This is a genomic window from Ruegeria sp. H3, assembly GCF_056533095.1.
Genome location: NZ_JBQFOD010000015.1, coordinates 1 through 15,553, shown reverse-complemented (window position 1 = coordinate 15,553; position 15,553 = coordinate 1). Strand labels below are relative to the sequence as shown.

At 57.8% G+C, this 15,553-nt stretch carries 13 protein-coding genes; 9 read left to right on the top strand and 4 right to left on the bottom strand.

All coding sequences use genetic code 11. From position 1 onward, the window contains the following. The first annotated feature begins 36 nt into the window (after window positions 1-36). On the top strand, window positions 37-1,086 hold the full coding sequence (locus ACR0JE_RS16115; RefSeq protein WP_480864893.1) for a LacI family DNA-binding transcriptional regulator: 1,050 nt from the start codon (window positions 37-39) through the stop codon (window positions 1,084-1,086). A 500-nt stretch (window positions 1,087-1,586) separates the two neighbouring features. Here ACR0JE_RS16115 and ACR0JE_RS16110 read toward each other — a convergent pair whose 3' ends face one another. From ACR0JE_RS16110 to ACR0JE_RS16100, 3 genes are read right to left on the bottom strand one after another with little or no spacing between them, the layout of a single operon-like run. Next, entirely contained in the window at window positions 1,587-2,186 is a 600-nt protein-coding gene (locus ACR0JE_RS16110; protein WP_480864892.1) for a hypothetical protein, read from the bottom strand. A 57-nt stretch (window positions 2,187-2,243) separates the two neighbouring features. Further along, a complete protein-coding gene (locus ACR0JE_RS16105) occupies window positions 2,244-2,747 on the bottom strand; it encodes an SRPBCC family protein (protein ID WP_480864891.1) in 504 nt (167 codons plus the stop codon). A 47-nt stretch (window positions 2,748-2,794) separates the two neighbouring features. Beyond that, on the bottom strand, window positions 2,795-3,388 hold the full coding sequence (locus ACR0JE_RS16100) for a carboxymuconolactone decarboxylase family protein (RefSeq protein ID WP_480864889.1): 594 nt from the start codon (window positions 3,386-3,388) through the stop codon (window positions 2,795-2,797). Window positions 3,389-3,546: 158 nt separating this feature from the next. On the opposite strand from ACR0JE_RS16100, the gene ACR0JE_RS16095 reads away from it, so the two are divergent. Then, complete coding sequence (locus ACR0JE_RS16095; protein WP_480864888.1) at window positions 3,547-5,610, top strand: protein-disulfide reductase DsbD family protein; 2,064 nt, start codon at window positions 3,547-3,549, stop codon at window positions 5,608-5,610. Here ACR0JE_RS16095 and ACR0JE_RS16090 read toward each other — a convergent pair. Further along, window positions 5,607-6,614, bottom strand: coding sequence for a LysR family transcriptional regulator (locus ACR0JE_RS16090; protein ID WP_480864887.1), 1,008 nt, complete (start codon window positions 6,612-6,614; stop codon window positions 5,607-5,609). The genes ACR0JE_RS16095 and ACR0JE_RS16090 overlap by 4 nt on opposite strands. 59 nt (window positions 6,615-6,673) lie before the next feature. Between ACR0JE_RS16090 and ACR0JE_RS16085 the strand changes: the two genes are divergently transcribed. The 7 genes from ACR0JE_RS16085 to ACR0JE_RS16055 all read left to right on the top strand — a co-directional run bounded on the left by ACR0JE_RS16085 (window position 6,674) and on the right by ACR0JE_RS16055 (window position 15,054). Further along, window positions 6,674-7,723, top strand: a complete 1,050-nt coding sequence (locus ACR0JE_RS16085) for an SRPBCC family protein (protein WP_480864886.1) — start codon at window positions 6,674-6,676, stop codon at window positions 7,721-7,723. Between the two features lie 24 nt (window positions 7,724-7,747). Then, a complete protein-coding gene (locus ACR0JE_RS16080) occupies window positions 7,748-9,115 on the top strand; it encodes a DsbA family protein (protein WP_480864885.1) in 1,368 nt (455 codons plus the stop codon). 28 nt (window positions 9,116-9,143) lie between these two features. Further along, on the top strand, window positions 9,144-10,397 hold the full coding sequence (gene egtB / locus ACR0JE_RS16075; RefSeq protein ID WP_480864884.1) for an ergothioneine biosynthesis protein EgtB: 1,254 nt from the start codon (window positions 9,144-9,146) through the stop codon (window positions 10,395-10,397). Beyond that, a complete protein-coding gene (gene egtD, locus ACR0JE_RS16070) occupies window positions 10,397-11,338 on the top strand; it encodes an L-histidine N(alpha)-methyltransferase (RefSeq protein ID WP_480864883.1) in 942 nt (313 codons plus the stop codon). Before egtB ends, egtD begins: the two co-directional genes overlap by 1 nt. 186 nt (window positions 11,339-11,524) lie before the next feature. Then, the gene (locus ACR0JE_RS16065; RefSeq protein ID WP_480864882.1) at window positions 11,525-11,977 is read left to right on the top strand and encodes a (2Fe-2S)-binding protein; all 453 of its coding nucleotides are present in this window, start codon (window positions 11,525-11,527) and stop codon (window positions 11,975-11,977) included. Further along, the gene (locus ACR0JE_RS16060; RefSeq protein WP_480864881.1) at window positions 11,977-14,049 is read left to right on the top strand and encodes a xanthine dehydrogenase family protein molybdopterin-binding subunit; all 2,073 of its coding nucleotides are present in this window, start codon (window positions 11,977-11,979) and stop codon (window positions 14,047-14,049) included. The genes ACR0JE_RS16065 and ACR0JE_RS16060 overlap by 1 nt, the downstream gene beginning before the upstream one ends. Before the next feature lie 96 nt (window positions 14,050-14,145). Further along, window positions 14,146-15,054: a helix-turn-helix transcriptional regulator gene (locus ACR0JE_RS16055; protein ID WP_480864880.1), complete on the top strand. Its 909-nt coding sequence runs from the start codon at window positions 14,146-14,148 to the stop codon at window positions 15,052-15,054. Window positions 15,055-15,553 lie beyond the last annotated feature (499 nt).

Below are 15,553 nucleotides of genomic sequence, written 5' to 3'. Positions count from 1 at the left end.
GCGAATGTCAACAAAAAAGAGTTACCCGTAACGTAAATGAGCAGCGACCCTGATAAAATAAGTAAAAACAATAAGGTGAGCCTCGCGGAAGTGGCGAAGGCCGCAGGCGTTTCCAAGATGACTGCAAGTCGAGTCTTGCGAGATGAAGGGGGCTTCTCAGAAAAAACGCGTGCCAAGGTCATGGCCGAAGTGGATCGTCTGGGATACCTACCGAATCGTTTGGCAACGGTTTTTGCCGGTGACAAAAAATCGACTTTTGTCGGCGTCAGCATCCCGGAACTTGGCAATGAAATCTTCGCTCAGGTTCTCGAGGGCATCGACCGCAAGCTTGGTGCGTTCGACCACCAGACCGTTCTGGGCCTGACAGAACACGAGATCGATCATGAAGAAAAATGGATAGAAACCGTCTTGTCCTGGCAGCCCGCTGGGCTGATCATAACAGGCCGTTCTCATAGCCAAAAAGCCATTCAGATGCTGCGCGGCGCTGGAATTCCCTTGGTCGAAATATGGGACTTCAATTCCAGCCCTCTAGATATGTGTGTTGGGCTGAACCACTTTGACAGCGGCTATAGTATGGGCCGTTACCTTGCAGGAATGGCGTACCAAAAGTTTGGCTATGTCGGCACATCTCATGATGTGGCAAATGCAGCAACTGCGCGGCTCAATGGATTCTCGAAAGCAATTGAAGACGCAAACGGGCGACTTGAAAAACAGCTTCTTCTTAAAGACACCCCAGGTTTCTACACCGGGTTTTACGGCACCGAACAATTGCTGGCAGCCCATCGCGATGTCGAAGTCATTTATTATCAGAACGACAATATGGCGATAGGAGGCCTGCAGTATGCGCAGAAGATCGGCATGAGCGTCCCTGACGACATCGGTATCGCAGGATGGGGCGACCTGCCAATTGCAGCAATACAACCTTATCGGCTGACATCAATCGCGGTCCCTCACCTCAGAATTGGCCAGATCGCTGCCGAGATGGTGTTAGCTCAGATAAATGGTGAACCGACAAAATCCACAAAGGACGTCGGATTTCGGCTCATTCCCGGAAGTACAGTCAGGAAAGCCAGATCGAATGAATAGTTAAGCCTCCTGCATTCATCAGCTTCATGTTTCGCACAAACCTCTGGAGAGAGTTTGTTAGGTGGAGCGACTAGCCCCAGTTTTGTTAAAACTACGAAATACTATCGACGCAGGTGTTCAACAACCTCGGGGTGTTTACTACCGGCAAAACAAACCGCGAACATCGCTGAAGCGGTGTTATGTGAAGCGATCTCCGGTTGAGTGATGGCCGTTCAGTGGAACGAGTACGAAAGGCTGCCTCGCGGGACAAAACCGACCTTGCATACTTGACCTTTGCCGACGCGGCATGCCTTCGCAGCTGCAGCACACTTTCTGGTGCGATGCAGCGCATGTCATCGAAGCAGTCGTTGAATGGCACCGATCTGGCGGGGATCCTTGAGGAAGTTAACCGTCTGTCCTCTATTCGTGCGGAATGGAATTGCCGCGCCAAATCAAAAGCCATGCCGCGCTTGATCGACGCGGCACGGTATTTTCTCCTACGGGAACCTGCGCGGTCACATTCAAAGAACTTCACCGCCATAGATCTCTGCGAGGTTTTCGGCGCTGCCTTCCATGAACATTGGCATCATTTTCGACATCATCCAGCCCTGCATGCTCGTGGTCTCAAAATACCGACGCATATGCATGATTGAGCCGCCTTCGGCAGGAGTAACGATCACGACCCCACGGTGGCCTTCAAACGCATCAGGTGCCCAAAGCGGCTTCGCGACCATGGAAGACTCTGGATCAAGGTACTCGATTTCGTCTGTTTCGCCTTCCTTGTACGACACAAGCGAACCGACCCCAAAATCCCCAGCTTCTCTGGCGGAGTTATCAATCACAACATTCTCCGGTGGAGGGGAAACCCATTCGGCGTACTCTTCGAACGCAGCGACGATCACCATTGCCTCAGCCGGTGTTATCGGCAGGAACACCTTTACCTCAGCGCCGAGCGGTTTGTCAGTGAAATCCCGGACGTCCAACTCTCCAAAAGCATGCGTTTCGGGCGAAAGGCCTATACTTGGGTCGCTTCTCAGAGTGGGGCTGAAACTGAGAAACCCCAATCCCCCAACGACAGCGATAACGACGAGGCCGCCAATTAATGCGAGTATCTTCTTCATTACGTTCTCCATCGTAGGCGCGGCGACGACCGGCCACGCCGTTTACGTTTTGATGTCTTATGCAGGCACGGCACCAGCGGCAGACGGAGAGCTGTGCTTGACGCCTTTGCTATCGATCTTTCCACCGGTTTTGAGGTGATGCTCAAGGCTCTCCAGCATCAACGATACGCGCTTTTTCATCATGGGCTTCATCATGAGATTTCCCATTATCGCGCCGAGGGGGCCCATGCCGATCTCGATCTCCATTTCGACGATGACGTCGGTACCGTTGCCGCTTGGGCTAAGACGGATGACGGACTTGCCGCCCTTCATGGGCTTAGGCGTCTCGCTAAGCGTCATGTGAATGGCGCGACCTTCCTCAATCTTCGTGATTGTCTCGACGATGGACGTCTTGTCGACGAACTCGCAGCGGCGTTTAGCGCCCACACCTTCGTTGTTCTTGCTTAGCAGCGGAGAGCGCACGACCCATGGCTGAAAGCGCCAGATGCCGCCCCAGTCGTTGAAGGCCGCCCATATGTCTTCGGCCGACGCGTTCACGCGTTTTGTCATTTCTGCATGCATGTTTTTGTTCCTTCTAGGTTTAAGGGGGAGATGCGCAGGATACGCGCTTAAGCTGTCGTTTCCGTGAGATCGTCGACGGATAGGGCATAGGCCGACATCGCGGCGTCGACTTCGGTTCCGACCAAGTGGTTGGTGTAATTGGAGAAGGTCTTGCAAGCGATCGCGAGGATCACCCCAAAGACGTGCTGATTGGTGAAGCCGGCGGCCAGAAAGCGGTCGACATCCTCTTGCGTGACCGCTCCTCGCAAGAGGGTCATCTTGCGTGTGTATTCGGCCAAGGCACCAAGCCGGGCGTCGGCAGGCGTCTCACCCCTGCGGAGCGCATCCAGCGCGTCCTTCGGGACGCCCGACATCATGTCCGCCAGCATGGAGTGGGCAGCGATACAGTAGTGGCACCCGTTTGCCTGACTAATGGCGAGAAAGACCGTTTCCTGCTCGTCAGGAGTAAAACCCGCAGCTTCGCGGAACACTCCGTAACTTGCGGTGTATTGCTCCAAAACAGCTGGCGCATTCGCCATGGCTGCGTACATATTCGGGACAAAGCCAAGCTGGTCACGCGCGCCAGCTAGGATATCCGCTGCGACACCTTCGGCGGTATCGGGCGTCTTTAGTTCAACTGAGATGAGCGGTGGCTTGGACATGGCCGTAATTCCTTTGGACCTCGATAGCGGCAATGTGGGCGCACAGCTCCACCTGCGCTATGCCCAATTTTGCACCAGCCAGTTCCAATAATGATACGTGTCGGTCTGAAATTGGTCCGTTAGGGTGAGAGGACTTACCCGAGAACAGGAGTGGCCCAATGCGGTTTTTCAGATCGTTTGCAGTTGCGATTGCTCTTCTTTCAGGGGTGTCCGCACAGGCGGATGACGGTTGGACGGAACTGGATCTGTCGAGTGCGCGGCTGATCGCGGCACAGACGGCAGCGTCCGCCGATGGGCCGCTGCAGGTTGGCGTCGACATTCGGCTCAACGACGGCTGGAAAACCTATTGGAGAAGCCCCGGTGATGCAGGGTACCCGGTCACGGTAGACTGGTCGGGCTCGGACAACGCTGAACCATCTGTAATGCAATGGCCAGCACCATATCGCTTTTCGCTGTTCGACCTCGACACCTTTGGATACGGCGAACGCGTCGTGTTTCCGGTCAGTGTGAATATCCCTGATCCGACGCAGCACGTACAATTGAACGCGGTGGTGGACTATCTGCTCTGCAAGGAAATTTGCGTCCCGCAAACCGCCACGGTCTCACTTACGCTCGATCCGGGCACGCCAACCGCAAGCCCGGATGCACAGTTGATTGACCTCTACCAATCTCAGGTTCCAGGCGATGGGTCGCAATCCGGGTTGTCACTGGATGACGTCACGCTCACGGACACCGGGAGTGGCATTGCAGTACGCGCCACGTCCGTGTTCCCGCTGACCTCGCCTGACGTTATCGTAGAAGGGCCGGAGGACATCCTGTTTTCGCGCCCTATCATGGAACAGCATGAAGATGGGCTGGGCTTCACCGCGACACTGCAGGCCGAGACGTTTGAAGGCACGCCCGCTGACCTGGCGGGGCAAAACCTGACACTCACCATTGTGGATGGTACGCGCGGCCTCGAAGCACATTTGGACGGCACAGCGTTCACCCAGGCGACGGCTGGCATCTCGGTCTTCGCGTTTCTGGGATTTGTTGGGATTGCCTTTGTCGGCGGCATGATCTTGAACCTGATGCCATGCGTCTTGCCTGTGCTTTCGATCAAACTGCTCTCTGTCGTCTCTCACGGCGGGCATAGTCCGGCCCGGGTCCGCCTGTCATTCCTGGCGTCTGCCATGGGTATCCTGGCGTCTTTTTGGGTCCTGGCCCTTGGGGCCATCGCACTGCGGTCGTTCGGCGTTGCGGTAGGTTGGGGCATTCAGTTCCAGAACCCCTATTTCCTTGTCTTCATGGCCATCGTGGTCACGGTGTTCGCCTACAACCTGCTGGGCATGTTTGAAATTCCCCTGCCACACTGGATGTCCGGTGCAGCGCAGATTGGCGATTCCGACACGCTCAAGGGTCACTTCCTGACCGGCGTCTTCGCGACGCTGCTCGCCACACCGTGTTCCGCACCTTTCGTCGGGACAGCCATCGGGTTCGCGCTGTCATCGGGCACGTTCGAAATACTTACCATCTTTACCGCGCTCGGTGCCGGCCTTGCCGCGCCCTTCCTGCTTGTCGCCCTGTTTCCGCGGCTTGCAACGTCGATGCCCAAGCCCGGCAAGTGGATGCTCACAATGAAGAAACTGCTTGGGCTTGCCCTTGCCGCGACGACCGTGTGGCTCCTATTTGTCATCGCTGGCGTTTCCGGGCAGACCCTTGCCATCGTCGTGTCGGTTGGCCTTGTCGCGATGGGGGCGGCGCTTTGGGCAGGCCGGTCCGTCGAGGGCAGGGGCGGCGTTATCGGGGCAACTCTTGCCATTGTCGCCCTGGCACTGATGTTCAGCCCCAGCGTGATCACCGCGTCGCAGGCCGATGCCTCTTCTTTGGCGGCGGCCGAATTCGGAGTATTCACCGTTGAGGAGCGCGACCGCCTTGTCTCGGCGGGTGAGGTTGTCTTCGTCGATGTCACTGCAGATTGGTGCATCACGTGCAAGGTCAACAAACGCATCGCACTTAGCGACGGCGATGTCCGTGCGGCACTGGAAGCGGAGGGCGTAGCTCCATTGCAGGCCGACTGGACGCAGCGCGATGATCGCATTCTTTCATACCTGACAAGCCACGGCCGCTACGGCATACCGTTCAATGTGGTCTACGGGCCCGGCGCGCCGGACGGGATCGTGCTGCCTGAGCTTTTGACCCGTCGTGCCGTCCTCGATGCTCTTCGCGAGGCACAAGGCTAAGCGCCGCGCCCCTCGATGAGATCAAGCTTGTCGGAAACGGTGTCGTAGAGATACTCTCGGAAACTCCGAAGTCGTACGCTATCGCGCAGATCTGGATGGGTCAGAACCCAGAGAGACGTATGCGGGACTGGTCGTGCTCCGGGCACACGCTGAAGTCCGGGATCCAAGTCGCCCATCATGCATGGAAGGAAGGCCATACCGAGGCCACGCTTGGCAAAAGCCATCTGGACAAACACGTCGTCGAAACTGCCCATGACCGGCATGGGTTCCAGACCGGCCGAATGAACCCATTTTGGATATTCGACCACATCGTCCCATCCAAGCCAGCGTCCGTTTCGATCAGATCCTGAAAACACATGTGACTCTATGTAGTCGGCCGAGGCATAGGCACAGGACGCTTGAGTCGCCAAATTGCGCCCGACCAGGTAGTCGGGCGGGGAATTACCCTGGGATGTAAAACGCATTGCAATGTCAGCTTCCCGCTTTGACAGATCAAGAAGGTCCTCGGTCAGATCAAGGATCAAGTTAACGAGCGGATTCTGCTCAACAAAGCTGGCCAGGTCGTCGGTCAAAACGCACACGGCCATCGGTAGAGGAAGGGTAAAGCGAACGTCACCGGACAGCTCACGGTCGCGTCCCGCCACGGACCGTTCGGCAGAATGCATTGTGTCTTCAATCGTTTGGGCAGATCCAAGCAGGTCTTCGCCTGCCGAGGTGATCAGCAAGCCGTCCGGTGTCCGATCAAACAAACGGGCCTTCAACGCAAATTCAAGCGCATCCATTCTGCGGGACACAGTGGAGTGCGCGACCCTCAGGCTCTCTGATGCACCGCGGATTGACCCCGCACGCGCGACAGCGAGAAAGACCTTCAAATCGTTCCAATCAACAGACAACGTTAAGATCACCTTTGGCCTAGAGACTACATTTGTTCGTGTGTGGATGTCACACTTCAATACATAGCAAGCGTTCCATTTTTCGTCCAGTGTGGCCCTAAAACAGAACATGAGGTGCAATTTCGACTAGTGTAGTTCTTGGGCGCAGGTACCCAACCAGGAGGATTCCAATGCGCCTGATTTCCACACTCAAGACAACCGCGGCCGTTCTGGCCGTTGCCACAAGTCTCGCGGCCACCGCACCTATAGCGGTCGCCCAGGATATGCCGCCGCGTGTCGTCGGGGCGGTTATGGTAGACGAACTGACCATGGCACCGATGCAATTCGCCATCGAAGTCGAACTCGCCGCTTCGCCGGCTGATGTTTTCGCCTTCGTCTCCGACAGCACCAACGTTGATGACATGATCGGCGCAGTGTCCGATGTCTCGGTGTCCAGCGACGGCAAGTCCCGCGACCTGACCCTCGCCGATGGCACGGTGGTGACCGAAACGATCCTCGTGAACGATGCAGGCAAAATGTCTTTTGCCTACAGCTTGCCCGGCGGCAACCCGTTGGGCTTGTCCAACCACCTTGCCGTGATGCAGGTACGCCCCGCTGAAGAACGCGACGGCGCAGTCCTGTCGTGGCAGCAGTATTTCGATGGCGAAACCTCCGAAGAGGTGATGGCGCTTTACACCGAAGCTGCGGCAAGCCTCACTGACCGATTTGGCGGCTACTCCAGCGGGATGCACAGCGGGATCGCCGATGTCACGTTGACCCACACCCGTATGTTCAGTGTGTCGGCGCAGGCCGTTTGGGCTGAGGTTGCCGAGAACTACGCAGGTGCCCACGAATGGTCGAGCGTGATCGAGTCTATCGAGTTCGAAGACACGGATGGAAAAATCGGCGACGTGCGCGCCTGCTTCATCCCCGGTCTTGGTGGCGCGACCCGCGAGATCATCACACGCTACGATGAGGACAATCTCACCTACGCGTACACAATCGAGGCAGGCATGCCGCCCTTCGTGACCTCCAACGAGGCCGAATGGAGCGTCAAACCGATTGATGAAGACTCGTCAGAAGTTACGGTCTCCATCGTCTTCGAGACCGCACCCGGCGTGCCGCCGCAGGCTGTCGCATTCGCGCGGACGAGCTTCTTCATGTTCGCGGGCTTCGGGATCGACGATCTCAAGTACTTCCTTGAGAATGGCACGCCCTACGCCCGTCAGTTCCCGTCTTAAAACTGATCGCCCAGGGGGTTGAACATGCGTAAAACAATATCTCTTCTGCTAGCAGTCGGCTTGTCGATCCCCATCGCAGCCTTGGCCCCCAATGGGGCTGCGGCGCAATCTGACGCGGACATCATCACGCTCGTGACCGATCAGGGTGAGATCGATGCACGGATCATACGACAGGCGGACGCACCCGGCGCCGCGCTCATCATCGGCCTCCATGGTTACGGCATGGACGCCAAGCAGATTGAAACACTCGTCAATATTGAGCCAAACACAGACCACTCCTTTGTTGCCTTGAACGGGCCGGTGCCCGTGGAGGGCGGAGGGGGCGCTTGGTTCCCTCTCGACGATAGCTCGGGCTCAATCGTGGTGGACCCTGGCGACGTCCGCCTGGGCAGCGACCGGGTCGCGGACGCAACCCTCGCCCTCGTCACCGAGACCGGAGCGGACCCCGCACAGGTCTACATTGTTGGGTTCAGCCAAGGTGCTTCCATGGCACTTGGGCTTGCGTTGACCCACCCCGATCTCGCTGCAGGCTACATTGCCTTTGCAGGCGGGTTGCCGCGCGAGGTCCGTGCAGAAGACTGGACAGTCGAAGTCGGCGCGCCTGTTCTGTTGGGATACGGCACACGCGACGCGCGCTTCAGCGCCGAGGAACTGGATGCCACAGTCGCCACGCTGTCAGATGCCGGATTGTCCGTACAACTGGAAACCTTCCCGGTCCCCCATGTCGTCAGCAGCTCCGGACGCCGCGCCATTACGGTCTGGATTGACGACCGGATTGCAGGTGTGCCAGTGCCGCAAATCCGACCACTTCCCATTTCTGCCACGGCTGCCCCGGACACCGACGCCGCGCCGGAAGCCTTAATTGCCGAAGCCTTAGCCGCGGCTGAGGCACGTGGCGGCTATTTCGGGAACCCGGACGGCGATCTCGTGATCTACAAATTTTTTGATTTCAACTGCTCGATCTGCCGGATTGCGCACCGTCAGATGGACCGGTTCCTGTCGCAGATGCCCGACAACACGCGGGTGGTCGCGGTGGACGTTCCGTTGATTGGTCCCGGATCGCGCGAAGCCACGGCCCTGACGTTCTCTATAGCAGAGCCGGAGCACTATAATCGTGCCTACCACGCCTTGATGGATGGCCGAGGCCAGATGACGGGCGCTCGCGCGCTCCGCGAGTTTGACGAAATCGGGATTGCTGTCGGGACTACGGATACCGAGGCTGCAATCGGCACGTACCAGAACGACATGCGGGTCAACACGGCGGCCATGCGCGCGCTTGGACTTGCGGGTACGCCCGGTTTCTTTGTCCGTTTGCCGGATGGCCGCGAACAGATGTTCACCGGCTGGGACCCGCAGGCAATTGCGGCCTTCGCTGGCGTATCGCTGAATTAACACCAGACAGTTCCCGGAGGCTCCACACTTGACCGAAGCCCTGTATTTCAAGACAGATGACTTGGGTGCCGCGCAAGCGCTCCTGTCTCAGGTTCGTCAGCGCACGACGACTTTGGCCGAACCTCTCTCTGCCGAAGATGCGATGCTGCAGTCCATGGAAGACGCTAGCCCTGCCAAGTGGCATTTGGCCCATACCACCTGGTTTTTTGAGGAATTCATCCTTCGGTCCGCTGTCAAAGACTATGTGTCACCCGATGACCGTTTCGCGTTCCTCTTCAATTCCTACTACGTGCAAGCAGGCCCGCGACACGCCCGTGACAAGCGCGGTCTGATTTCGCGCCCTTCGTTGCAGGACGTTCAATCTTATCGCGCTCATGTCGATGCGTCGCTCGACAGGCTTCTCAACTCCGGACGGGATGAGCTGCCTGAGATTGCCGCATTGGTAGAGCTTGGATGCCACCATGAGATGCAACACCAGGAGTTGCTGGTGACAGATCTGCTGCATGGCTTGTCCTATAATCCTTTGTTGCCGTCCTACCGCCCGCCGGAACCGCTCCCGCTGGTCCAAGCGCCAGATCTGGAGTTCTTTGGCCATGCAGGCGGGCTTACTGAGATCGGCTACACGGGCGATGGGTTCCACTATGACTGTGAAAGCCCCCGCCATCCGACCCACCTTGCCCCATATGCCCTGGCAAATCGCCCGGTCACAAACAGGGATTGGATCGCCTTCATCGAAGACGGAGGATACGAGACACAGACCCTGTGGTTGTCCGACGGTTGGGCAACGCGCCAGCGGGAGAATTGGGACGCCCCGCTTTACTGGTGGCGCCAGGATGACGAATGGTGGTCGTTCACTTTGCGCGGCGCACAACCTGTTGCACTCGATTCTCCAGTCGTTCACGTCAGTTACTACGAGGCGGATGCTTTCGCCCATTGGGCAGCAGCGCGTCTACCGACTGAGGCGGAACACGAGGTGGCGTTCCGCAATCGTCCCATCGAAGGCAACTTTGCGGACACAAACGCCTTCCGCCCGCTGCCGGGCAACGGAGTCTGGGGCGACGTCTGGGAGTGGACGCAAAGCCCCTACACGCCCTACCCCGGCTTCCGCGCACCAACTGGCGCCATCGGCGAGTACAACGGCAAGTTCATGGTCAACCAGTTCGTCTTGCGCGGGGGCTCCTGCGCGACGCCGCAGGCGCAAATGCGGCCGACCTATCGGACGTTCTTTTACCCTCATCAGCGCTGGCAGATGCTTGGCCTTCGGTTGGCGAAGGACGCGTAATGCTGGACAAGCCGGTCATCACGAACGAGGCGCTCTTGTCCGCGGCACTGGACGGTCTCCAGCGGACTCCGAAAGAGCTGCCAAGCAAATGGTTCTACGACACCGAAGGCAGCCGGCTTTTTGAAGAGATCACACAGCTCCCGGAATACTACCCAACCCGAACGGAAACGCAGATATTGCGGTCAAACGCGAGAGAGCTTGCGACGTCAATCGCGTCGGGCGGAGCGCTCGTCGAGCTTGGCAGCGGCGCAAGCGTCAAGACTCGCCTACTCCTCGACGCTGCGCGGCACGTTAGTTTCTATGCGCCGGTCGACATCGCGGACGACTTCCTACAGCAATCTTCGTCTCGGCTGGCGACGGATTATCCACACTTGACTGTACAACCTGTGGTCGCTGATTTCACTGGGCCGGTCGGCTTGCCAAGAAACCTCTCAGACGTACCGAAGACGGCTTTTTTTCCTGGCTCGACTATCGGCAATCTAGATCAACGGCAGGCTGTCGAGTTGCTTTCCAGCATACGCGCGTGGGACGGCATTCACCGGTTCATCCTCGGGGCTGACCTCGTGAAACCGCCTGAGATCCTTATTCCAGCCTACGATGACGGGGCTGGTGTCACAGCCAAGTTCAACCTGAATCTACTACGCCGGCTTAACCGGGAGATTGGTGCAAACTTCAATCTGGCAAGCTTCCGGCACGAGGCCCGCTGGAGCGCAGATGAAAGCCGCGTCGAGATGCACCTGCGCAGCGAGGTGGATCAGAGCGTATGCATTGGTGATACGCATATTCATTTCAAGGTTGGTGAAACCATCCATACCGAGAACAGTCGAAAATACACTGAAGCAGGGCTCCATGAGTTGGCGAAGGCGTCCGGTTGGAAGATCGACGCGTTCCACACCGACGCTCAGGCTTGGTTTGCAGTGATTGTGTTCTCTCCAGGTTAAGGCTTGCAGGACACCGGTTGGTAAGCATTCACCGGACTTTGCCTCGCGTCCGAACCGGCCAATCGTCAGCCACTAACTAAGTCCAAATTCAAAGATAAAAGAAATCTCGCCTTTGGCGCGATCATTCAAGACGCGTCTGGTGCCGGACATATCTGGCTAAGCAAGCGGATAAGATGGAGTGTTCAAATGTTCGTATTGAATGGCGAAAATCAAGACGTACCCGAGGCGTGGACCGAGGAACCACTTCTCTACCTTCTTCGTGAGCACTTCGGGCTCAAGGGCGCAAAGTTCGGATGTGGCGTGGGCGTTTGCGGCGCATGCACGGTCATCGTCGATGGGGAGGCTGTGCGCTCTTGCACCTTCCCTGCTAGTGCATTGGAAAACGCCGATGTGAGGACCATTGAGGGCTTGGCGAACGGTGACAGGCTGCATCCCGTGCAGTATGCTTGGTTGGCGGAAAGCGTGCCGCAATGCGGTTATTGTCAGGCCGGCCAGATCATGAGCGCCGTGGCATTGCTGGAGAGTACGCCTAACCCATCGGAAGAGGATGTGGAGACTGCGATGGACGGCAATTTGTGCCGCTGTGGTACCTATGGGCGTATCCGCAAGGCGATCGCCCGCGCATCGGAGGCCGTGTGATGAAGCGTCGTGCATTCCTGAAAGCGGGTGGTGTCGGTCTTGTTGCTTTGATCGGTGCGGGCGCGGGCGTCTATTCGCAGGTGCCCGTGATTCCGAGCCGACCGAACCCTGACCTGGAAGCAGCAGCAGGCTGGATCGCTTACCGAGACGGCCGCTACACACTGACCGTGCCACGGGCTGAAATGGGTCAGAACATTGCCACGGCGATGAAACAGATTGCCTGCACCGAACTGGATGTTGACTGGGATCTAGTGGATGTCGTTTTGCATGACACGAGGAGGGCCGGGCTCAAACCGACCGTGGGCAGCGAATCCGTACAACTCTTTACCGAGCCATTGGCGCAGGCTTGTGCGGCGCTACGCGACGCTATCGCGGCGGGTCGGGCGAATGGGGAAGTTGAAGTGCTCGCGCGCCCTCTCTCCGAACTGAGGGTGTTTCAGGGCGGCGGCGCGGTGGGGCAATCGCCTGCGCTTGCGCAAGGTCTTGAGATTGTAACCGGACAGCCACTTTATGCGGCAGATGTGGATTTGCCCGATATGCTGTTTGGCCGCGTCTTGCGGGCGCCGGCATCGACCGAAGTCCCATCGAAGCCAGTTGCGTGGGACATTTCTGCTGCCCGCGACGTGCCAGGTTTTGTTGCCATCGTCGAAGAGGCAGGCCCACCTATCGGGCAAGCCCGAGGACTTGGAATTATCGCAGAGCGCACGGGTGCATTGGACGCTATTGCCGAAGCGTTGAGAGTCGAGTGGGAGATCGGCGACGACCATCCCCGCGCAGATATCCCGGCAAGCATTGACGTGGATCGCGCACTCGCCGAAGGCGCGCTACCCCTCATCGCCATGGACGGCACTCCCGAGGCCGGTAACTGGGACGTGGATTTGCGCTTTGACATTCCGGCAGCGGCCCATGCCCCGATTGAGCCGCGCGCAGCCGTCGCGCAATGGCGGAGCGGTGAATTGAGGCTTTGGGCGGGAACGCAGGATGCCTTCTATATTCGCGACTTCGTTGCAAACGCCTTTGGGCTCGACCCGGATCGTGTGCTGGTGCAATCCTCACGCATCGGTGGTGCGTTTGGCGGCAAGACAATTTGCACCGTAGAAGCCGAGGCGGCAGCATTGTCGATAGCCGTCGAAGCACCGGTCAAAGTTCAATGGACAAGGCCGCAGGAATTCGCGCTCGCCTTCCATCGACCTCCATCATCGCATCGGATCAAGGCCCGGCTGGCGAATGGGCAGATCAGCGACTGGGATCATGATCAGGTCTCATCGCACATCATGTTTACATCTGCCGTGGTGCCAAGCTGGATGCAGGCGGGTACCGACATGTTTGCAGGTGATGGAGGGGTGGAGCGCGGAATGGTCCTGCCTTACCGGCTGGGTCGCGCGCGCGCGGCCTATGATGCGCTTCGGTTGCCCATTCATACCGGGCCGTGGCGGGGTCTCGGGGCCGGGCCCAACGCGCTGGCGACAGAAAGCGCGATTGATGAAGCGGCGCGTGCAGCCCGCGAAGACCCCTTGGCGTTTCGATTGAAGCACATCGATGACCCGCGACTTGCTGCTGTGCTGACTGCGGTCGGGGAGCTCTCGGACTGGTCCACGAAGCCGCGAAGCGACACACAAGGCGACACGCGCATCGGGCGCGGCATTGCCTGCGGCATTTACAAAGGTGTGTCCTATGCCGCAACAGTGGCAGAGGTGGCCATCGCGACGGACGGCGACACCAAAGTCACGCGGCTCTGGTGCACGCATGACTGCGGGCTAGTGATCAACCCGGATCAGGTGAAGGCGCAATGCGAAGGCAACCTGATGTGGAGTCTCGGGATGGTTCTATCCGATCATTTGCCGATAGAAAGTGGACACGTCAGTGCAGAGTACTTTACGGATGCCCCGATCCCTCGGCTTTCGGAAACGCCTGACATCATTGTTTCCCTTGTCGAAAGCTCGCAGCCACCGGTGGGAGCCGGGGAGACGGCAATGGTGTCTGGACCAGGAGCCATCGTAAACGCGATCCGGGCAGCGACCGGGCAGCGTATTGCAATGTTCCCTGTAGATTTCGAGGCACTTGCAGTCTGATGGTGCAACTCAGACAATCGGAGCAAACACTATCTGCAGCCGTTCGTATATTGTACCGCCCGGACTGGTTTGCCTGCCGCCAAAAGGAAGCTGCTTGTGACTGAAGAAAAGAACTTCGCATCTGCCGTTATGATGCGGCTTGTCGCTGCGGGGCTTCAGAAGCAGGGCATCGACATGACACCGCTCAAGACAAATGGCGCTTATGTTCCGCAACCACAAAAACGTGATTTGTTGATGCGTCTTTGCGAAGAACACGGCGCTTTGGCCATCTTGAGACTATCGGACGCAGTGCACGATATGCCCTCTGAGCCCGTTGTCCTAGCGCTCCGACGTGCGACCAGCGTTTCAGACCTACTAGAACGGTGGCGGCGTGTCGAAGTCTTTAGCCATGGATCGCACCGGATTTTGTCGAAGGAGCTTCGTCCCGGGTGCTTTCAGCTTCGGCATATTGGGCGTTCGGCTTCGGCGCAGCCTTCGTTAGCAGAGAGCTTGCTGGTGTTAGGTGTGATCACACAGCTATCCGAACTGGCATGCGAACAACCGCTTACGGCAAAATTGCCAGAGGGTCAGATCATCCGGCGCGACAGCGTTTGGCAGACTTTCGATGTCAGGCGATGGGACCAAACGCTTTCCATCACTCAAACTCCGTCAAAGAGCCTCCAAATCCCTTCCATAACGGATCGAACGGAGCTTATGGCTGTATGCAAGGACCTTTTACTACAGGACCCGGTCAAGCGTTGGAGTGTTCAAGACCTTGCATCCGAGACAGGTGTTTCACCGCGAACCTTGCAACGCCGTTTCGCGGAGCAAGGTGAGACATTCTCCGGGTTGGTGTCCAAGACACGCCTGGAAAAGGCTGCACTTTATCTTTGCGAAAGCGACGGACCTGGACTGGCAGAAACTGGTTTTCTGGCCGGATACACCGATCAAGCGCATTTCTCGCGCTCGTTCACTCAAAACGTTGGCACAACGCCAACCAAATACAAACAAAACTTCGCATCATAGAGGTCGTGCAGTCGCTGCGACGGGTGATTTCGGACCAACCAGGTCCAAGTGTTCTTTGCGGCTTCATGATGCGCCAAAAGTGGACATAGATTCGAAGAGATCGAACAGCAGGTTTGTCCGCGACTTGCTCCTTGCCTTCTAAATTCTTGCTGCGCCAAAATCGAATGGCAGGTACCGCTGCCGCAAAGCAGCATCATGAAGCAAGCACGTGCAGCAATATTCTTTCTGCTTGCGCAAGCAGCAAGAATATTCAAATCACAGCTTGGGCTCAAAGCAGCCATCCAAGCACTTCGCTCGAACGACTGCTTTGCTTTGCTTGCGAGGCCGTGCCGGGTCAGTCGATCAATTTCTGCAGTGCCCTGTCAGCGCGGATAAGTTCATTGATCGTCTTGCGCATTTCCTCGGTTTCTCTGCGACCGTTCCCCATGCTTCCATGACGGATGGCTTGGCCCAGCAGCATGCCCACCTCTGGCCCCATGCATGCGACAAACACTCCAAC

Bases quoted from the DNA above. Each gene is read 5' to 3' on its own strand.
- ACR0JE_RS16115 (WP_480864893.1), top strand. From the start codon at position 37: ATGAGCAGCGACCCTGATAAAATAAGTAAAAACAATAAGGTGAGCCTC.
- ACR0JE_RS16110 (WP_480864892.1), bottom strand. From the start codon at position 2,186: ATGAAGAAGATACTCGCATTAATTGGCGGCCTCGTCGTTATCGCTGTC.
- ACR0JE_RS16105 (WP_480864891.1), bottom strand. From the start codon at position 2,747: ATGCATGCAGAAATGACAAAACGCGTGAACGCGTCGGCCGAAGACATA.
- ACR0JE_RS16100 (WP_480864889.1), bottom strand. From the start codon at position 3,388: ATGTCCAAGCCACCGCTCATCTCAGTTGAACTAAAGACGCCCGATACC.
- ACR0JE_RS16095 (WP_480864888.1), top strand. From the start codon at position 3,547: ATGCGGTTTTTCAGATCGTTTGCAGTTGCGATTGCTCTTCTTTCAGGG.
- ACR0JE_RS16090 (WP_480864887.1), bottom strand. From the start codon at position 6,614: ATGTTCTGTTTTAGGGCCACACTGGACGAAAAATGGAACGCTTGCTAT.
- ACR0JE_RS16085 (WP_480864886.1), top strand. From the start codon at position 6,674: ATGCGCCTGATTTCCACACTCAAGACAACCGCGGCCGTTCTGGCCGTT.
- ACR0JE_RS16080 (WP_480864885.1), top strand. From the start codon at position 7,748: ATGCGTAAAACAATATCTCTTCTGCTAGCAGTCGGCTTGTCGATCCCC.
- egtD (WP_480864883.1), top strand. From the start codon at position 10,397: ATGCTGGACAAGCCGGTCATCACGAACGAGGCGCTCTTGTCCGCGGCA.
- ACR0JE_RS16065 (WP_480864882.1), top strand. From the start codon at position 11,525: ATGTTCGTATTGAATGGCGAAAATCAAGACGTACCCGAGGCGTGGACC.
- ACR0JE_RS16060 (WP_480864881.1), top strand. From the start codon at position 11,977: ATGAAGCGTCGTGCATTCCTGAAAGCGGGTGGTGTCGGTCTTGTTGCT.